The organism is Actinocorallia aurea (assembly GCF_054783995.1).
The window spans coordinates 257,749-274,783 of sequence record NZ_BAAGPQ010000028.1 but is presented as its reverse complement, the minus strand read 5'-3'; the positions used below and the strand labels follow the sequence as shown (position 1 = coordinate 274,783).

13 protein-coding genes are annotated in these 17,035 nt (G+C 72.4%); 11 read left to right on the top strand and 2 right to left on the bottom strand.

From position 1 onward, the window contains the following. The first annotated feature begins 4 nt into the window (after window positions 1-4). Together ACYVOM_RS32135 and ACYVOM_RS32130 are read left to right on the top strand one after the other, a co-directional pair. A complete protein-coding gene (locus ACYVOM_RS32135; RefSeq protein ID WP_460307309.1) occupies window positions 5-766 on the top strand; it encodes an IclR family transcriptional regulator in 762 nt (253 codons plus the stop codon). 137 nt (window positions 767-903) lie between these two features. Then, a complete protein-coding gene (locus tag ACYVOM_RS32130) occupies window positions 904-1,248 on the top strand; it encodes an SCO0607 family lipoprotein (RefSeq protein ID WP_460307308.1) in 345 nt (114 codons plus the stop codon). A gap of 26 nt (window positions 1,249-1,274) precedes the next feature. On the opposite strand, the gene ACYVOM_RS32125 is transcribed toward ACYVOM_RS32130, so the two are convergent. Continuing rightward, window positions 1,275-2,168 (bottom strand): LysR family transcriptional regulator, encoded by an 894-nt coding sequence (locus ACYVOM_RS32125; RefSeq protein WP_460307307.1) that lies wholly within the window; start codon window positions 2,166-2,168, stop codon window positions 1,275-1,277. A gap of 98 nt (window positions 2,169-2,266) precedes the next feature. Here ACYVOM_RS32125 and ACYVOM_RS32120 point away from each other — a divergent pair, with 98 nt between their 5' ends. From ACYVOM_RS32120 to katG, 3 genes are all read left to right on the top strand, one after another. Next, window positions 2,267-2,992 (top strand): SDR family oxidoreductase, encoded by a 726-nt coding sequence (locus tag ACYVOM_RS32120; protein WP_460307306.1) that lies wholly within the window; start codon window positions 2,267-2,269, stop codon window positions 2,990-2,992. Between the two features lie 95 nt (window positions 2,993-3,087). Beyond that, window positions 3,088-3,714: an IMPACT family protein gene (locus ACYVOM_RS32115; RefSeq protein WP_460307305.1), complete on the top strand. Its 627-nt coding sequence runs from the start codon at window positions 3,088-3,090 to the stop codon at window positions 3,712-3,714. 40 nt (window positions 3,715-3,754) lie between these two features. Then, entirely contained in the window at window positions 3,755-6,076 is a 2,322-nt protein-coding gene (katG, locus tag ACYVOM_RS32110; RefSeq protein WP_460307304.1) for a catalase/peroxidase HPI, read from the top strand. Window positions 6,077-6,350: 274 nt separating this feature from the next. Here katG and ACYVOM_RS32105 read toward each other — a convergent pair whose 3' ends face one another. Then, a complete protein-coding gene (locus tag ACYVOM_RS32105) occupies window positions 6,351-7,442 on the bottom strand; it encodes a hypothetical protein (protein ID WP_460307303.1) in 1,092 nt (363 codons plus the stop codon). Window positions 7,443-7,560: 118 nt separating this feature from the next. On the opposite strand from ACYVOM_RS32105, the gene ACYVOM_RS32100 reads away from it, so the two are divergent. The 6 genes from ACYVOM_RS32100 to ACYVOM_RS32075 are packed head-to-tail and all read left to right on the top strand — an operon-like array spanning window position 7,561 to window position 16,859. Continuing rightward, window positions 7,561-8,478 (top strand): hypothetical protein, encoded by a 918-nt coding sequence (locus ACYVOM_RS32100; protein WP_460307302.1) that lies wholly within the window; start codon window positions 7,561-7,563, stop codon window positions 8,476-8,478. 5 nt (window positions 8,479-8,483) lie between these two features. Beyond that, a complete protein-coding gene (locus ACYVOM_RS32095) occupies window positions 8,484-9,740 on the top strand; it encodes a PP2C family protein-serine/threonine phosphatase (RefSeq protein WP_460307301.1) in 1,257 nt (418 codons plus the stop codon). 15 nt (window positions 9,741-9,755) lie between these two features. Further along, window positions 9,756-11,150 carry a vWA domain-containing protein gene (locus tag ACYVOM_RS32090; RefSeq protein WP_460307300.1) on the top strand — a complete coding sequence of 465 codons (1,395 nt, stop codon included), beginning with the start codon at window positions 9,756-9,758 and terminating at the stop codon, window positions 11,148-11,150. After that, window positions 11,147-12,154 (top strand): FHA domain-containing protein, encoded by a 1,008-nt coding sequence (locus ACYVOM_RS32085; protein ID WP_460307299.1) that lies wholly within the window; start codon window positions 11,147-11,149, stop codon window positions 12,152-12,154. Before ACYVOM_RS32090 ends, ACYVOM_RS32085 begins: the two co-directional genes overlap by 4 nt. After that, window positions 12,154-13,176, top strand: coding sequence for a protein kinase domain-containing protein (locus ACYVOM_RS32080; protein ID WP_460307298.1), 1,023 nt, complete (start codon window positions 12,154-12,156; stop codon window positions 13,174-13,176). The genes ACYVOM_RS32085 and ACYVOM_RS32080 overlap by 1 nt, the downstream gene beginning before the upstream one ends. Continuing rightward, window positions 13,173-16,859 carry a hypothetical protein gene (locus ACYVOM_RS32075; protein ID WP_460307297.1) on the top strand — a complete coding sequence of 1,229 codons (3,687 nt, stop codon included), beginning with the start codon at window positions 13,173-13,175 and terminating at the stop codon, window positions 16,857-16,859. The genes ACYVOM_RS32080 and ACYVOM_RS32075 overlap by 4 nt, the downstream gene beginning before the upstream one ends. Window positions 16,860-17,035 lie beyond the last annotated feature (176 nt).

Below are 17,035 nucleotides of genomic sequence, written 5' to 3'. Positions count from 1 at the left end.
CACGATGACGCAGCGAACACAGTCCGTCGACCGGGCCCTGGCGGTGCTGCGCGCGTTCCGCGACGGCGGGCCGACGCTCGGCGTCTCGGACCTCGCGCGGCGCCTGGAGCTGACGACCTCGACCGCGCACCGGCTCGCCAGATCACTGACCACGGCGGGCTTCCTCGAGCAGGACGCCGCGGGCGCCCGCTACCGGCTCGGCCCGACCGTGGCGGAACTGGGCCAGCTGAGCTTCCACCAGCGCGGACTGCATCGCGCCGGTCCGGAGCTCGCGGCCCTCGGCCGGGCCACCTCGGCCACGGTCGACCTCGCCCTGCACTCCGAGCGGGAGGTGCTGATCCTCGTCGGCGACTCCGTCCGCCCGGACACCGGTCTCGGACTGCGCCGGCCCCTGCACTCGACGGCGCTGGGCAAGGTCCTGCTGGCCTGGTCCCCGCCGAGCGACCTCGCGGAACTGGGCCCGCTGCCGGCCCTGACCGACCGCACCATCGTCGACCCCGCCGAACTGCGCGAGGAACTGGCCCAGGTCCGCGAGGACGGCTACGCCGTCAACGACGGCGAATCACAGGCCGGAGTCCGCACCCTCGCCGTCCCCGTCCTCGACCGCGCCGGCCACGCCCGCTACGCCCTCGCCGTCCGCGCCACCCCCTCCGTCATCACCACCGCCCGCCTCGCCTGGTTCGTCGACCGCGCCCACGCCTGCGCCCGCGCCCTGGAGATCGTCCTGCTCCCTCCGGACGAACGCTGGACCGGCCACCCGGACTGACCCTGCGCGTCCCGGCTGTCGACCCGGTCCCGGCACCGCGCATGAGTATCCGCACGCGCGATCTTGAGTATCCGCGCTCAGGGCGGGGCGGCCTCCCGACCGCGAGACTCGGGGTAGTCGAGCAACTGAAGAGAACCATGCGTCCGCACCGCGGCACCGAGCGAACCGCCACCACCTCCCGCCGCGCGAAGGCCCGCGTCGGCGGCGCCGCCCTCGCGGGCGCCGCCGCCCTGGCGACACTGACCGGGTGCTCAGGGTTCGAATACCGGGAGGACATCTGCAACACCGCCGAATACCCCGCCCTGTCCGTGGGCGGCACAGGTTCCGCCTGCTTCCCGGACGGGGCGGAGCCCGCCGCGGGGTACGCGCGCTACCCCGAAGGCAAGGTGCCCCAGCAGGTCGGCGACAAGTGGGACCTCTACTGGGACACCCGCACCCTCGATGAGAACGGCGACATCATCGCCGCCCCCGACCAGAACTGACCCCCCAACGGCTCCACCCCGAACGGCTACAGGTGAGCAGCGGCGAAAGGCCCGCTGCGCAAAGACCTCGGCCTGCCCGAAGAGAGCAGGGTGGCGGTGCGGATCAGGCCGGCCAGGGCCAGGGAACGGCTGTGGGGCGGCCAGGCGATGACCGTGGTGACGGTCGGGGCGTCGGAGACGCGCACCGCGACCACATCGTGGCCGAGGTGGGCGCGTGCGGACTCGGGAAGGACCGCCGAGGCCCGGCCCAGCGCGACCAGCTGGTAGAGCTGCGCGTGCTCGTGCACCTCTGGCCCTGGTCCTTGCGGGTAGGAACCGTCGGGGCGGGGCCAGCGAGGCAGCGGCAAGTCGGGGACTGCTTCGATCTCGGCCATCCGCAGCTCGGACCGGGCGGCCAGCGGATGCCTGGCCGGAAGGACGGCGACCTGGCCCTCGGAGTGCAGCTCCTCGGCGTCGAGCCCCGTGATCGAATCGAAGGGGAGGTGCAGGAGCGCGGCGTCGGCCCTGCCGGTGCGCAGCAGCCGCTCCTGCTCGCCGATCCCGCACAGCAGCACCTCGACCTCGACCGCTCCGGGCTCGGCGGCGTAGGCGTCGAGGAGATCGGCCAGCAGTCTGCCGGCCGCCCCCGCCTTCGTGACCAGGACCAGCCCCGGATCGCCGGTCGCCGCGCGGCGGGTCCGGCGGGTCGCGGCCTCGACCGCGTCGAGGGCAGCCCGCCCCTCGGCCAGGAGCACCTCACCTGCCCCGGTCAGCGCGACGGAGCGGCTGTCGCGATCCAGCAGCGTCACCCCGAGTCGGCGTTCGAGCTGCTGGATCGCCCGCGACAGCGGCGGCTGAGCGATGCCGAGCCGCTGGGCGGCCCTGCCGAAGTGCAGTTCCTCGGCGACCGCGACGAAGTAGCGCAGCTCCCGTGTCTCCATGGCCCCTACGGTATCCGGCCAGCGCCGATACCGTAGGGGTATTGCCGTTTACTCGAACGGTGTTGGAGTTCCACCGCCGCCGGGCGCACGATCGAATCATGAACGAACAGACTGTCGCGCTGGTCACCGGCGCCAACAAGGGAATCGGGTTCGAGATCGCGGCGGGCCTCGGCGCCCTCGGCTGGAGCGTCGGTGTCGGAGCCCGCGACACCGACCGCAGGGACGCCGCGGTGCAGAAGCTGCGCGCCGAGGGCTTCGACGCCTTCGGCGTGCCCCTCGACGTGACCGACGACGCGAGCACCGCTGAGGCGGTCAGGCTGCTGGACGAGCGCTTCGGCCGCCTGGACGTCCTGGTCAACAACGCCGGGGTGACCGGAGGGATGGCGCAGGAGCCGACCAAGGCCGACCTGGCGACCGTCCGGACCGCCGTCGAGGTCAACGTGATCGGCGTCATCCGGGTCACCGACGCGATGCTGCCGCTGCTACGCCGCTCGGCCGCGCCGAGGATCGTGAACGTCTCCAGCACCGTCGGCTCGCTGACCCGGCAGAGCGCCTCGGACGGCTCGACGGGCCCGCTGGCGATCGCCTACGCCCCGTCCAAGACGTTCCTGAACGCCGTGACCCTCCAGTACGCCAAGGCGCTGGCCGACACGAACATCCTCATCAACGCGGGCTGCCCCGGCTTCACCGCCACCGACCTCAACGGCTTCCGCGGCACCCGCACCCCCGAGCAGGGCGCGGCGATCATGCTCAAGCTCGCGACCCTGCCCGACGACGGCCCCACCGGCGGCTTCTTCGACGACGACGGCCCGATCCCCTGGTGACCGCTGCCGAGTCTTCGATCCGCAGCGGACCTCCCGGCGAGCACCACCGCGCACGGGAACGCCCGTAGGCCTCCGGCCGTAGACTCGATGGCACGATGCGCATGATCGGGAGAGCGGGGTCCCACGAGCTGGTGATCCGCAAGTCGCGGTTCGTCTGCACGCTGGCCCGGGTGCGGACCGAGGCCGAGGTGGCGGAGTTCCTGAGCGGTCACCGGCGTGCCCATCGCGACGCTTCTCATAACTGCACCGCCTATGTGCTCGGTGAACGAGGCGAGATCACCAGGAGCAGCGACGACGGAGAGCCTGCCGGGACCGCGGGGATCCCGATGCTCGAAGTGCTGGTGCGCAGGGGGCTGACCGACACTGCCGCGGTGGTGACGCGGTACTTCGGCGGCGTGAAGTTGGGCGCGGGCGGTCTCGTGCGCGCCTACAGGGAAGCCGTCGCGGCGGCGGTGGACGTGGTCGGGATGGTGGAGCTGCGTCCTGTGGTGACGGTCACGGTGCGGGTGGAGCACGCGCTGGCGGGCCGTTTCCTCGGAGATCTGCACGGGCGGGGCCGTCATCCGAGCGCCGTGCGCTACGGCGCCGGCGTGGAGGCCGACGTGGCGGTCCCGGCCGAGGGCCTGGAGGAGTTCGAGGCGTGGGTCGCCGAGGCCGTGGCGGGCAGGGCGTCGGTGGAACGCGGGGCCACGGGCTACGTGGAGATCCCCGTCACCGACTGAGGCAGGAGGCTCGGCGGTTTCACCGAGTGCTCCCCTGGCGATGCTCTCTGTGACAAGCGATCATGCGGACTCCGGCGCGGGACCTCACCGGCGTCGCGGCGGCATCGGCAGGGCGACCACCTCAGGGGTGAGCGCTCGGCAGCAGGAAACACCGAGCGAAAGAAGGGCTGACGTGTCCCGCAGCGAGAGCGAGAACCCGGTGATCCCCTCCCCAGAAGTCACGCCGACGCGGCCCAGGGGGAACCGGGACTGGTGGCCGGACCAGCTTGACCTCCAGGTCCTGCGTCAGCACGATCAGCGGTCCACTCCGCTGGGCGAGGACTTCGACTACGCCGAGGAATTCGCCACGCTCGACCTCGACGCGCTGAAACAGGACGTCCTCGATCTGATGACGGCCTCGCAGGACTGGTGGCCCGCCGACTACGGCCACTACGGGCCGCTCTTCATCCGGATGAGCTGGCATGCCGCGGGGACCTACCGCATCGACGACGGCCGGGGCGGCGGCGGCGCGGGCGCCCAGCGCTTCGCCCCCCTCAACAGCTGGCCCGACAACGCGAGCCTCGACAAGGCACGGCGCCTGCTCTGGCCGGTCAAACAGAAGTACGGCCGGAAGCTCTCCTGGGCCGACCTTCTGATCTTCACCGGCAACTGCGCCCTGGAATCGATGGGGTTCAAGACCTTCGGGTTCGGCTTCGGGCGCCAGGACATCTGGGAACCCGAGGAGATCTTCTGGGGGCCCGAGGACACCTGGCTCGGAGACGAGCGCTACAGCGGCGACAGGGAACTCAGCGGGAGTCTGGCCGCCGTGCAGATGGGACTGATCTACGTCAATCCGGAAGGGCCCAACGGTGAGCCGGATCCGCTGGCCTCCGCCAGGGACATTCGCGAGACGTTCGGCCGGATGGCGATGAACGATGAGGAGACCGTCGCGCTCATCGTCGGCGGCCACACGTTCGGCAAGTGCCATGGCGCGGTCGATCCCCAGTACCTCGGCCCGGAGCCCGAGGCCTGCCCGCTGGAGCAGCAGGGCCTCGGCTGGAAGAACACGTACGGCAGCGGCAAGGGCGGCGACACGCTCACCAGCGGGCTCGAGGGCGCGTGGACCACCCAGCCGACGAAGTGGGACAACGAGTACCTGGACAACCTGTTCGGCTACGACTGGGAGCTGACCACGAGCCCCGCCGGCGCCAAGCAGTGGACGCCCACCGATCCGGCGGCCAAGAGCACCGTGCCCGACGCCCACGATCCGGCGAAGCGGCACGCTCCCATCATGCTGACCTCGGACCTCGCGCTGAAGCTCGATCCGGTCTACGCGCCGATCGCGAAACGCTTCCACGAGAACCCGGACGAGCTCGCGGAGGCGTTCGGCAAGGCCTGGTACAAGCTGCTGCACCGCGACATGGGCCCCCTCTCGCGCTACCTCGGCCCGTGGGTCGCCGAGCCCCAGCTGTGGCAGGACCCGGTCCCGGCCGTCGATCACGAACTCGTCGAGGACGGGGACATCACCGCCCTCAAGGCCAAGATCCTCGCCTCGGGACGGTCCATCTCCCAGCTGGTCACCACGGCCTGGGCGGCGGCGGCGAGCTTCCGCGGCACCGACAAGCGCGGCGGGGCCAACGGGGCGAGGATCCGGCTGGAGCCGCAACGAGGCTGGGAGATCAACGACCTGCCCGAGGTGACCGAGGTGGTGCGGACCCTTGAGCAGATCCAGCAGGACTTCAACGCCTCCCAGTCCGGCGGAACGCGGATCTCGCTCGCTGACCTGATCGTCCTTGGCGGATGCGCGGCCGTCGAGCAGGCCGCGAAGAACGCCGGGCACGACATCACGGTCCCGTTCGCGCCGGGGCGCACCGACGCCTCGCAGGAGCAGACCGATGTGGAGTCGTTCGCGGTGCTCGAACCCAGGGCGGACGGGTTCCGCAACTACGTCCGCGCGGGAGAGAAGCTGTCGCCCGAGACCCTCCTGCTGGACCGCGCCAGCCTGCTGACGCTCACCGCCGCCGAGATGACGGTCCTGGTCGGCGGCATGCGCGCCCTGAACACCGGCTTCCGGCAGTCCGCCCACGGTGTCCTCACCCGCCGGCCGGAGACCCTGACCAACGACTTCTTCGTCAACCTGCTCGACATGGGCACCGAGTGGAAGCCGTCCGCCGCCGAGGACGACGTGTTCGACGGCCGCGACCGCGCCACGGGCGAACCCAGATGGACCGCCACCGCCGTCGACCTCGTCTTCGGCTCCCACTCCCAACTCCGGGCCATCGCCGAGGTCTACGCCTCCCACGACGCCCAGGAGAAGTTCGTGCACGACTTCGTCGCAGCCTGGACCAAGGTGATGAACCTCGACCGCTTCGACCTCACCTAACCCCGAATGCCCGGTCCTCGCCTTCCGGGAGGACCAGGCACCCCCTCACCCGCCCCGCCCCTGAAACACGGCGCGGCCCATCCGAACTCACCCTTCCGAATTACCGCACCCTGTCATGACCGTCGGGATGCCCTTCCGACACAGTGCGACAGTTCGTCGAACACGACACAAAGGCGTTGACTGCAATTCGGTTGAATCCGCACAAAAACCACCTAACATCTCCCTTCGCGTTTCATGCCCCGTGGAGAAGTTCGGCGAGGGCGGTCGTCGGAGGTCAGTAGGAGACCGTGGGTTCGGGTGGCGGCTCGGCGGCGGTGGCCACGGCGCGGTCGAGCTGGAGTTCGGAGGGATAGCGTCGGCCGCTGCGGATCAGTTCGAGTCCCGGCGCGAGCTCGATCCGGCTCTTGTAGCCGAACGGCGCGGAGGCCCGGTGGACCCTGCGGCGGACTCCGCCGGCGTTGACGACCATGGTTCCGTTCCGGCTGGAGTCGGTGAAGACCAGTCGGTCACCGGCCAGCTCCAGGACCAGGTGCTCGCGGCTGATCTTGAGCTTGGTGTCCGCGCTCAGCCAGGGCGTCAGCACGAACCCGCCTGCGGCGCGGCCGACCGGGACCCGCTGCCCGGCGCGGACGGAGAAGCGCGCGACCTCCGCGCCGTTGGAGATCACCTTGACCTGGGCGGTCTCGGGGCGCGGCCCGAGGTCGACGACGTCGCGACCGTGCAGCTCGCAGTAGAGCCGGTCGCCGTTCCAGCGCGGGACGAACAGCAGGCCCGTCCGCAACGGGTCGTGCCACGGGCACCGGGGTTCCGGGCAGCCCCAGATGCGGGTCAGGAGGTCCTGGCGGGCCCGCACCCCCTTGTGCTTGAGGAGATCGCCCTCCGCCGCCCGCGAGACCTCGTACTCAAGGACCGGCTGGACCACCACATGGCACAGGAGGACCTCGCCTCGGGCGCCGGCGCGCGGTTCGAGGATGCTGTCGTCGCTGCCGTCCAGCCAGGGGAAGTCCTCGCGGTGGTTGCGGAACCTGTCCTTGGTGATGATGGGCAGGCCGGTCCGGTCGGCCAGTTCGAGCAGGACCGGGTCGGCGTCCTCGGCGACGTGGACGACCTGCTCGGCCCGCCATCTCTTCAGGGTGCGGAACTGCCGCTCGTCGGCATAGTGCTTGCGCCGGAGGAGGCTCTCGTCGGCGACGGCGTACATCCTCGTTTCGGACGTTCCGTAAAGCGCCGAAAGTGCTTGACCGACCCGCTCCAGCCTCAGCAGGTCGCCCGCTCCGGAACCGCCGAGACTCCGTTCCAGAACGACGTTCGAAAGGTCGATCAGCGCGTCGGCGCGATCGATATCGGAGGTAAGGAAATCGCTCATCTCTGCGGCCCAGCCCTCTCAGATCGGCAAGATGCACTACATTGACGACAGATCCGCATTTAGCCTAGTATCCACACTCCAAAATCAGTTATTTGTCGTCAACGACGGGGGTTTCTGCATGCCGGGATGGGACCTCCTCGACGACGACGACCCGCCGCGCCCTGCCGCCCGGCCCGCCGGTTCCTCCCAGTGGTCGTCGCTGGACGACGACGAGCCCGCCCCCGCGCCCACCTCGGGCTGGGCCTCCCTCGACGACGACGCGACGGCCACCGCGCCCTCCCCCTCCTTCGAGCCGACCAGGCCCGCCACGGAACTCCCGCCCGCCGAGCTGACCGCGGCCCAGCTCACCGACGGCGAAGTCGTGTGGGCGAACGTCTCCGGCAGCACGGTCGCCCTCGGCTCGGGACAGCACCTGTACGTTCCCGCGGGTGTTCCCGACGGGATCGGCGGCTGGCGCAGGGCTCGGATCACCGATGCCGCCACGCTCCGCGCCGAGATCATCGAGGTCCCGGTCGCCCGGCCGGCCCGGAACATCGGGCACGAGCCGACGCTCCTCTTCCCCGCGCTGCCGAACCAGCCGCCCCCGCGCCGTCCACCGGGATTCCCCGTCGGTGAGGGCGGTGACCTGGGTGCGGCCTTCGAGGCGCGCACCGTCCGCGCCCGCGAGGACTACGAGCGCCGCGCCGCCCTCGCCGAACGCGACGCCAGGCTGCGCGCCGACCAGGCCGAGCGCAAGGCCGAGGTCGAAGGCCGGCTTGCCGTCGAGCGGGCCGACCTGCGGCTCCAGCAGGAGTCGGCCCGCCTCAAGGCAGAGGCCGACGGCGCCATCGCCCGCATGCGGGCCGACGCCGACGCCAAGATCAAGCAGGCGCACGAGTACGCCAACGCGCAGTACCAGCAGCTCCGGTCCGCCGCCGACGAGCACGAGCGCGCCGAACGCGACCGGGACGCCGCCAGGCGCGCGCGCGACCTGCTGATGGCCGTGGCCGCGGTCGGCTGGCTCGGCCTCGTCCTCGTGCTCTTCATCGGAGGCTGAACCCGTTGCCCGAAACCGAAGAACCCGCGTCGGCCAACCCCGATCCGGCCGGCACCGCGGTTCTCGCACTCGAGAACGCGGCGTCGCACGGGCCGTTGCTGCGCGCGGAGGTCAGCGTCGCCTGGCCGTCGGAGCCGCTGCCCGAGCTGGCTCTGCCCGCGGCCCAGCTCATCGAGCAGCTCGGCGCGCTGTGGCCGCTGCTCGCCGATTCCGAGACCGCCCACGGGCCCGGGTGCCTGTGGGGGCTGCGCTGGGACGAGCACGAGCACTGGCAGCTGCTGATCGTCCCTCCGCACGGAGCCGAGCTGCCCGTGCCCGCGACGCCCGGGGCCCGAGAGCACGACGCCTGGGTGGTGGCCTCGGCCCTGATCGAGATCGCCGTCGGCCGCGCCCCGCGCGACCAGGCGGACGCCTTCGACCTGCTCGATCTGCACGCCGGCGTGGTGCACGGGCTCGACGCGATCGTCCACACCCTGCTCACGGGCGGCAACCCCGCCCAGGTCCACCACCTGCTGCGGCCCCCGCCTCCCGGCAGGGTGCAGGCCCTCGCGGCGGCCGAGACCGCGGTCGGCTCCGGCAAGGCCCGCTACAACCCCGAGTTCGACAACGAGGACTCCCACCTGGTGCTCCCGCTGCCCGACGGCGCGCTCGCGCTCGCGGTCTGCGACGGCGTCACAGGACCGGGCGACGGCTCGGGCGCCCTCGCCTCCCGCGCGGCGGTCCGGGAACTGCGCACGGTCCTGGCCGGCGACGGCGACATCCGGCTGGCGCTGACCACCGCCGACCGGGCCGTGCAGAAGGAGACCACCGGTGCCAGCACCGCGCTGGTCGCGACCATCACCCGGGACGGCGTCGCCGACCTCTACTCCATCGGCGACAGTCCCGCCTGGCTGGTGCGGCGGCGCAAGCGCGGCGGCAGGGTCGCCTTCCGCCTCACCCCCGAGCAGACGCTGCTCGCCGAGACCAGACGGATCGACCCCGACGCGGTGGCGGGCGGCTCCCAGCTGGTCCAGAGCCTCGGCGGAGACGCCGACCAGCCGTACCGCAGCACGGTCCGGGTGGTGCCCGGCGATCTGCTGGTCCTGCTGAGCGACGGCGCCTCGGTGCGCGACCAGGTCTGGTTCGGCTTCGAGCTGGCCGCCCTGGCAGACGCCTTCCCCAAGGCCCCCGCGCTGGCCGCCGCGCTGATGGCCAGGGCCGAGCGGCTCGGGGGCCACGACAACGCCACGGCGGTCATCGCAGAGATCCACCCGACCCCCTGACAGACGGGAGCAGCCATGCCCGCAGCCGAGATCTCCCTCGACCGCGACCCCCTGGGCGCCGGTGGGGAGTTCGCCGTGGCCGTCCGGACCACCCGGTCCGGCGGCGGTCCTGTCCGCCGGACCCACCGGGCCTCCTACGCGATCGTGCTGGACGCCAGCCAGTCGATGAGCTGGGAGGCCGAGCCGAGCGGCGGCATCAGCCGGTGGGCGCTCGCGCTCCAGGCCGTCGAGGAGCTGCTGAGGCTCCTGCCCGACGGCGACGAGCTCCACGTGGTCGCGTTCAACAACGTGGCGCGGGCCATCGTCCGGGACACGACCGTCGCGGAGCTGCGGGCCTCGGGAAGGGTGGCCAGGGAACCCGCGCCCGAATACGGCACCACCAATATCGAGGCGGGGCTGTCGCTCGCCTACGACCTGCTGGGCCGCTCGACGGCGCCGGCCAGGCGCGCGATCCTGCTGAGCGACGGTGAGCCCAACGACGGCGCGACCTCGCCGCAGGTGCTGGCGGCGCTGGCCGGTCGGGCCGCCGACCGCGACATCTACACCGACACGATCGGCATGGGCGCGGGCGCGGACATCGACCTGCTGATGGGCATCAGCGCGCGGGGCTCGAACGGGCACGTGCCTTCGGCGGAGGGCGCCCGGCGGGTCATCGCCGAGACCGTGGGGCGGCTGGCACGCCAGGGCCAGAACCTGGCGGCCTCCGGCGGCGAGGTGAATCTGGAGATCCATCCGCTGTTCCCGGTGGAGGCCGTCTACGAGCTGACTCCGGTGCGGCGGCGCCTTGAGACGGGAACGGGCTCCGGTCCCGACGGGGCGCAGACCGTCCGGATCCCGCTCGGCGCGGTCGGCACCGGCGACCAGGAGCCGGTGTACGCGCTGCGGCTCAGGGCGCCGAACAAGATCGTGAACAAGAGCCTGGAGATCGTCAAAGCGTCGGGATCGCTGCGGACCGAGGCCGGCGTGGTCGCCCTCGCTCCGTCGACGGCGGCGATCCGGGGCATCGCGGAGAAGCCCGAGATCCAGCTCGACCGGGTCATGGTCCAGATCAAGTCGATCGACCTCGAAGCCGTGATCGCCAGACGGCTGAAGGAGAACGCGCCCGGCGCCCATCCGGACATCTACCGGGCCGCGATCGAGCGCGCGCTGTCGGAGGGTCTCGACGAACTCGCCGAGACCTACCAGCTCGCGCTGCGCGGCCTGGAGTCCGGGCTGGACGCCAACGACGTCCGCAACGAGCAGCGGTCGCGGTCCAGCACCAATGCGGGCGGCGCCAACGAGACCCTGCGCAAGCGGCCGATCCTCGACCCGCGCATCGGTCCCGCCCGCGCCGAGGGTCCCCGCGTCATCGACCGGACCCGGTCGGACCACCCCACTTCCGGCACGGAGGAGCGGACGGAGGGATGGTGAGCGCTCGCGTGGAGACGGTCGTCCTCGACGCCGCCAACCTCGCCGCCCACAATCCGAGGGGGAAGAAGGCGGACTGGCGCTTCACCTACGTCGACCAGGTGAAGACCGCCTGCGAACGGCGGTGGGACGGGGTGCTCGTGCGGGCGTGGATGGACGCGTCGGCCGAGGGAAGGCTCGCCGACCGCGACAGGCTGCGCTCGGCCCGCCAGGCGGGCTGGCTGGAGATCGCGCCGGGCGACGCCGACGACCTGATCCTGGAGTTCGCCGGCGACCACCGGGCCGCCGTCGTCAGCCGCGACAAGTTCAAGGACGCCCGCCGGACCCACCCGTGGCTGGAGGACCCCGACCGGGTGTGGAACTGGACCTGGGAGAAGGGCGAGGTCACCCTGGCGCCCCGCCGCCTGCGTCCGGTGACCGACGAGGAGGTCGCGGCGGCCCGCCGCAAGAAGGCGTTGAAGGCGGGCGTCATGGGCCTGTCCGACGGCCAGATCTGGATCTGCAGGGCTCCGGCGGGCCGCTGCAAGCAGGCGGGCCTGCCGACCACCCCGAAGCGGACCCTGAACAAGTACTACTGCGCGCGGTGCAGTTACGCGGCGGAGGAACAGGTCTACGCGACCGTCCCGCCGGCTCCCCCCACCCTGACGCTCGTCGTCGACGGCGTGCACCGCGCTCGCCTCGACCTGGCCGCGGACGGCGTCGTGCTGGGCAGGGGCGGTCCGACCAGGCCGGACGTCGCCGACGTCACCGCGTTCCTCGACGGCGGCGCCAAGAACGACATCGGCCGCCGGCATCTGCGGATCGACCTCGACGACGAGGGCCGGCCCGTCGTCGTGCACCAGAGCGAGGCGGGCAGCAGCTTCCTCAATCCCCGCTTCGGCCCGGACGGCCTGCCCGCCGACCACCGGCTGGAACCCGGCACCCGCTACCCCCTGGACGATGACGACGAGCTGGTGCTCGGCGCCGGACGGGTCAGGCTGCTGATCTCCTTCGAGGAAGGCAACTGATGGAGCAGATCCAGGCCAAGGACTCGACCTCGGTCGCCTACCAGGCCGAGCGGTACGGCGAGCGGTACAAGGTCATCAGATGCCTGGCGGTCGCCGGCCAAGGGTACGCGCTGCTGGTCGAGGACTCCTGGTGCAAGGGCAAGGCCGTGCTCAAGGGCCTGTGGTTCAAGCGCGGCGAGCTCAACAGCGGGCTGTGGGAGAGCGGGCTCGATCTCAACAAGGCCCGCCAGCAGGAGGGGCTGAAGGCCGTCTACCAGGCGATGCAGCTCACCCAGCAGGCTCCGGCCGTCATCGACGTGATCGCCGAACCGTCGCCGACGCTGATCGCGGAGCAGATCGAGCCCGTCGCCGACGAGTACTTCGTGGTGATGGAGTTCGTCGGCGTCGAGGGCCGCCCGGTGCTGACCCTGCTGGACGAGATCAAGGAGCGCAGGCGCGAGGGCAGGCCGTTCACCGAGGACGAGCTGATCGAGCTCGCCGAGCAGCTGTGCGGCGCCCTCGGCGCCCTGCACACCCGCCGCAAGGCCTCCGGCGCCGTGGGCAAGAAGGAGGAGTACTGGATCCACGCCGACCTGAAGCCGGAGAACGTGCTCGTCCTCGGCCCGCCGGCCCAGTACGTCCTGATCGACTACGACGCGGCGGTGGTCGACGGCGCGCCGATCTCGACCACCACCGACGCCTACGCGCCGCCCGCGCCGCCCGGAGCCCGCCGCAGCGAGGAATGCCACCGCGCGACGGAGAAGTTCGACATCTACATGCTGGGCGCGACCTTGGCCGAGGCGCTGACCCTGGAGCAGCTCGACGAGGACACCAAACGCAGCTTCTACGGGACACTGCGCGAACACGGCCTGGCCAAGCAGAAGCTCGCCGGCCACGGGGGCGGCCCGATCCTGACCACGCTGATCAGCAGCTGCCTCGCCGAGCCGGAGTTCCGGACCACGAACGTGCAGTCGATCCTCTCCGACCTGGCCAGGGCCAGGGACGGCGCGGCGCTCTACGCGGCCCTGCTGGACGCCCGATGATCGGCCGGTCGCTGCGCGAGTGGACCGTCCAGCGCTCCCAGGTCCGCACCGGGCACCTACGCCCGCACGACGGCGCCAGACCGCACCAGGTCGACCTTGTGGCGGGCGGCAGCACCTACGGGGCGCTGCGCCGCTTCGCCGGCCGCGACGAGCGGGCGCACGCCCTCACCTTCCTCGGGATCGCCGGGCACATCGCCCCCGTGCTGCTCGACATCGTCGACGCCGCGGAGTCGCCGTACTCGATCGTCACCGCCTGGGCCCCCGGGCAGTCCAAGGTCCCGCTGTCGGAACTGATCGAGGCGGACGACCTGCTGGCCAGGATCGAGGAGGGCCATCGCTGGAAACCCGCCGAGGCGCTGCGGCTGCTGATCCCGCTGGGCCGCGCGCTGGACCGCCTGGCCGCCCGCGGTTTCGTGCCCGTCGAGCTGTCGCCCGACCATCTGATCGAGAACGGCGGCGGGATCAGGCTCGTCGGGCTCGGCCGCCATCTCTACCTGCCCGCGCAGGGCAGGCTGCCCAACCCCTACGGGATGTCGCTGCCGACCAGCCAGCTGCTCTGCGGCGAGCTGCCGGGACCGTCGGCGACGATGGCGGAGTGGCGCGACTTCCAGGTCGCTCTGCTGCTGCGGCTGGCCGGCTGGATGTGCGGCGGGCTGCCGCCCGGCTCCTGGGGGCAGGTCGGCAGGGCCGATGGGCAGGCCGCCTACCTTCGCGCGTCGGGGTTCGCCAGCCATCCGGCCCTGCAGCCGGGACGGCTGGCCGAGACGCTCGCCGACGCGGCCGTCGCGGAGCGGGCGAGCGAGGCGCGGCAGCGGGTCGAGCGGGCCGCGTGCGTGCTCTTCTTCGACGAGGCGGCGGGCAAGGGCTCCACCGGGACCCGGGAGGAGTGGCAGGAAAGCCTGCTGGGCAAGCAGTTGGACGCACGCGTCATCGAGGTCGAGCCGCACAAGGTGCGCATCCAGTTCGACGGCCGCGGCGAACGCTGGCCGGTGAACGTCCTGCGGCGTCAGACACCGGAGGGCAAGAACCAGAAGGGGCACCTCGACCTCACCCGGCTGTACCGCGTCGGGCAGCAGGTCACCGCGGTCGTCTCACAGATCAAGCCGCCCATCGCGGAGATCGTCCACGGGTACGGAGAGGAGCCGCGGGCTCGTGCGAAGGCCCGGGCGGTGAGCGTCAACGCCGAATCGGTGCGGCTCGGCCTGCTGGAGGAGCACGGGCCCGAGGTCGTGGCCGTCGCGGCGGTCGCCCCCGATCGGCGGTCCTCGCCGGGGGCGGCGCTGCTGTCGGGCGCGGGCTGGGTGATGGTCTCCGAGGAGGAGTTCACGGCGATCGCGCGAACCGTCGCGCGGCGCGCTCCGTCGGCGCGGATCGTCGTCGCCGGACGGGCGGGGCGGATCCTGGCGGCGGCGCTCCCCGCCGGGTACGAGGAGGTCCTGCCCACCGCGGCGGCCGGTCCCTCGATCGGCGGGCGGAGCGCGTCCGCGCTGCCGTTCATCGCCGATCCCGACCTCAGTGCGTTCTCCACCGAGCTGCTGCACAAAGAGGGCGGCGCCTCGCTGCGCCGCCGGACCTTCGCAGCCGGATGGGCGCTGCGGCTGAGCGCTGATGCCTTCCGGCAGAAGCAGGCCGAAGCCGCCCGCGACAAGGGCCGGCAGCTGCGCAACGAACTCGCCGAGCTGAGCTCCCTGTACGGGGCGCGCACCGAACTCCTGCTGCGCGTCGTGGACCTCTGGGGCAGGCCCGCCCTGCGCGCCGAGCGCTGGAACCGGATGCGCGAACGGCTGCGGCTGGCCGCGCCCGTGCTCTCCGGCATGCCCGCGACCGGCACGCTGCGCAACGACCTGATGCACGCTCTGCTCAGCCGCACCACCGACACGCTGTACAAGGACGTCACGCGGCGGCTCCTGCCCGTCGCGCCCCGGCTGGCGGAGGTGTACGCCCCGGAACTGCGGCTCGGCGGCACCCCACTGAACGACCTTCTCTACACCATCGAGGGCATCCGCAGGCTCGGACTCCTGGGTCGGCTCGCGACCGCGCTGCCCTCCCACGACGTCGGCTCGCTGCTCGACTCGGTGGCCGCGCTGACGCAGGCCCAGGTCGACGCGCTGCTGGACGTTCCCGCGCCCAGCCTGCAGTTCCTGGTCGGCAAACTCGGCTCAGCGCGGCTGCTGGAGGTGCTGGAGCCGTTCATCGAGGGGCCCGACCTCGACCTGCTCGGCCGGTTCCCGCCGCGCGCCTGGAGCCTGCTCCTGGACGGACTGCGCCAGCCCGAGCACCTCAGCGCGTTGGGACTGGGCTGGGCGCTGCTCGTGGACCGCGACGCCGAGGGGAAGGTCGACGCCAGGTCGCTGCTGGAGATCGCCCGGCTCTCGGGGAAGGAGGCGCGCTACGCCGTCCGCGCCCTGCTCGAGGTGCCTCCGGCCGAGTGGCCGGTGGTGCTCGGCGCGCCGGAGGCGTCGGCGGCGTGGCTGTCGGAGTTCGGGCGGCTCGACCTCGCGCCGGTGCTCGCCGCGTTCCCGAACGCGGTCTTCCTGCTGCGGGCGTTCTCGCCCGCGGCGCTGCGGGCGGCGGCCTCGGTCGACCTCACCGAGGACCTGCTCGGCCACCTGTCGGCGTATGCGGCCGAGGCCGGAGCCGATCCGGCCGACGTCCTGATGGCCTACCTCGACCTCGGGGCATCGGCCGAGGACATCGACGCGTTCCGGACCCCGGCCGCCGGCGCGTGGACCACCGCCCGACTGGCCGACGGCGCCTCCCTGGCCGACACGATGGCCGATCTGATCGAGAACCCGGGCCTGATGCGCTCCTGGCTGGTCACCGGGGACCGGCTGCCGCGCCGGGTGCTGACGGGCGTCCTCGGAGCGGAGACGGACGCGCTGGCGATCCCGCCCGAGGAGGGGCGGGCGCTGGTCGAACTGCTGGAGGCCCAGCCCGGGCTGCTCGCCCTGGCCCGATCGCTCGTCTTCCCCGGTCAGCGGCTGGCCCTGCTGCGCCTGGCGCTCGCCGACCCCGGCCGCTCGCTGGTCGTGCAGCCGGTCGTCGAGGCGCTGCCGGGGCTGCTCGACCATCCCTCGGCCGCCGCGATCGTCCGCCTGATGCTCGACGAGGACCTGACCGCGGCCCAGGCCGGCGAGGCGCTCGCGCGCGGGCTCAGCCCCGAGGACCGCGCCCTGGCGCGGCTGCTCGGCCCGCTGCCGATCACCGACGACCTGCTGGCGATCTCTCGCGAGCACGGCCCCGCCGCGGCCCGCGACACCGCCATCCTCGCGCAGACCCGTCCCGACGCCCCGGCGGCCGTCCGGGGCTGGGGTCCGCACTGGATCCCGGTCCTCGCCTCGGCCGACGGCGTGCAGATCGCCCGGCTGCTCGCCGACGGCCGTGCCGCCCCTTCCGCGGAGTCGAGCCACTGGCTCCTGGCCACCGGCGAGGACGGCCTCCGCGCCTTCGCCCGCTTCGGCCACGCGCTGCTCACCCTCGCCGCCGAGGCCCAGGCGGCGCCCGAAGACGTCCGCATCCTCACCGCCCTGCTCGCCCTCGGCGGCGACGCGGCCGCCCACCGCCTCATCACCTCCCACGGCCTCCCGCCGGCCACCTGGCCGACCGTCGCCGCCCACTCCCATCTCCCTCCCGAAGACCTCCTCCTCGACCTGTGGAGCACCGACCATTGGATCGCCACTTAGCATTCGCCGCACGGCTCGTCGCCATCGCCCGGCACCCGGTCCCCGCTGCTGCGCTTGCCTGCTTCAGGTCCTGCACGTGGAGTCCAGGCGGTCGAAGCTCGCGTCCCGGAACCGCTCGAACCCGCCGGTCCACGCGTGGACCGGTCGCAGTCCACGCGCGTCAAAGCGGTGCAGGC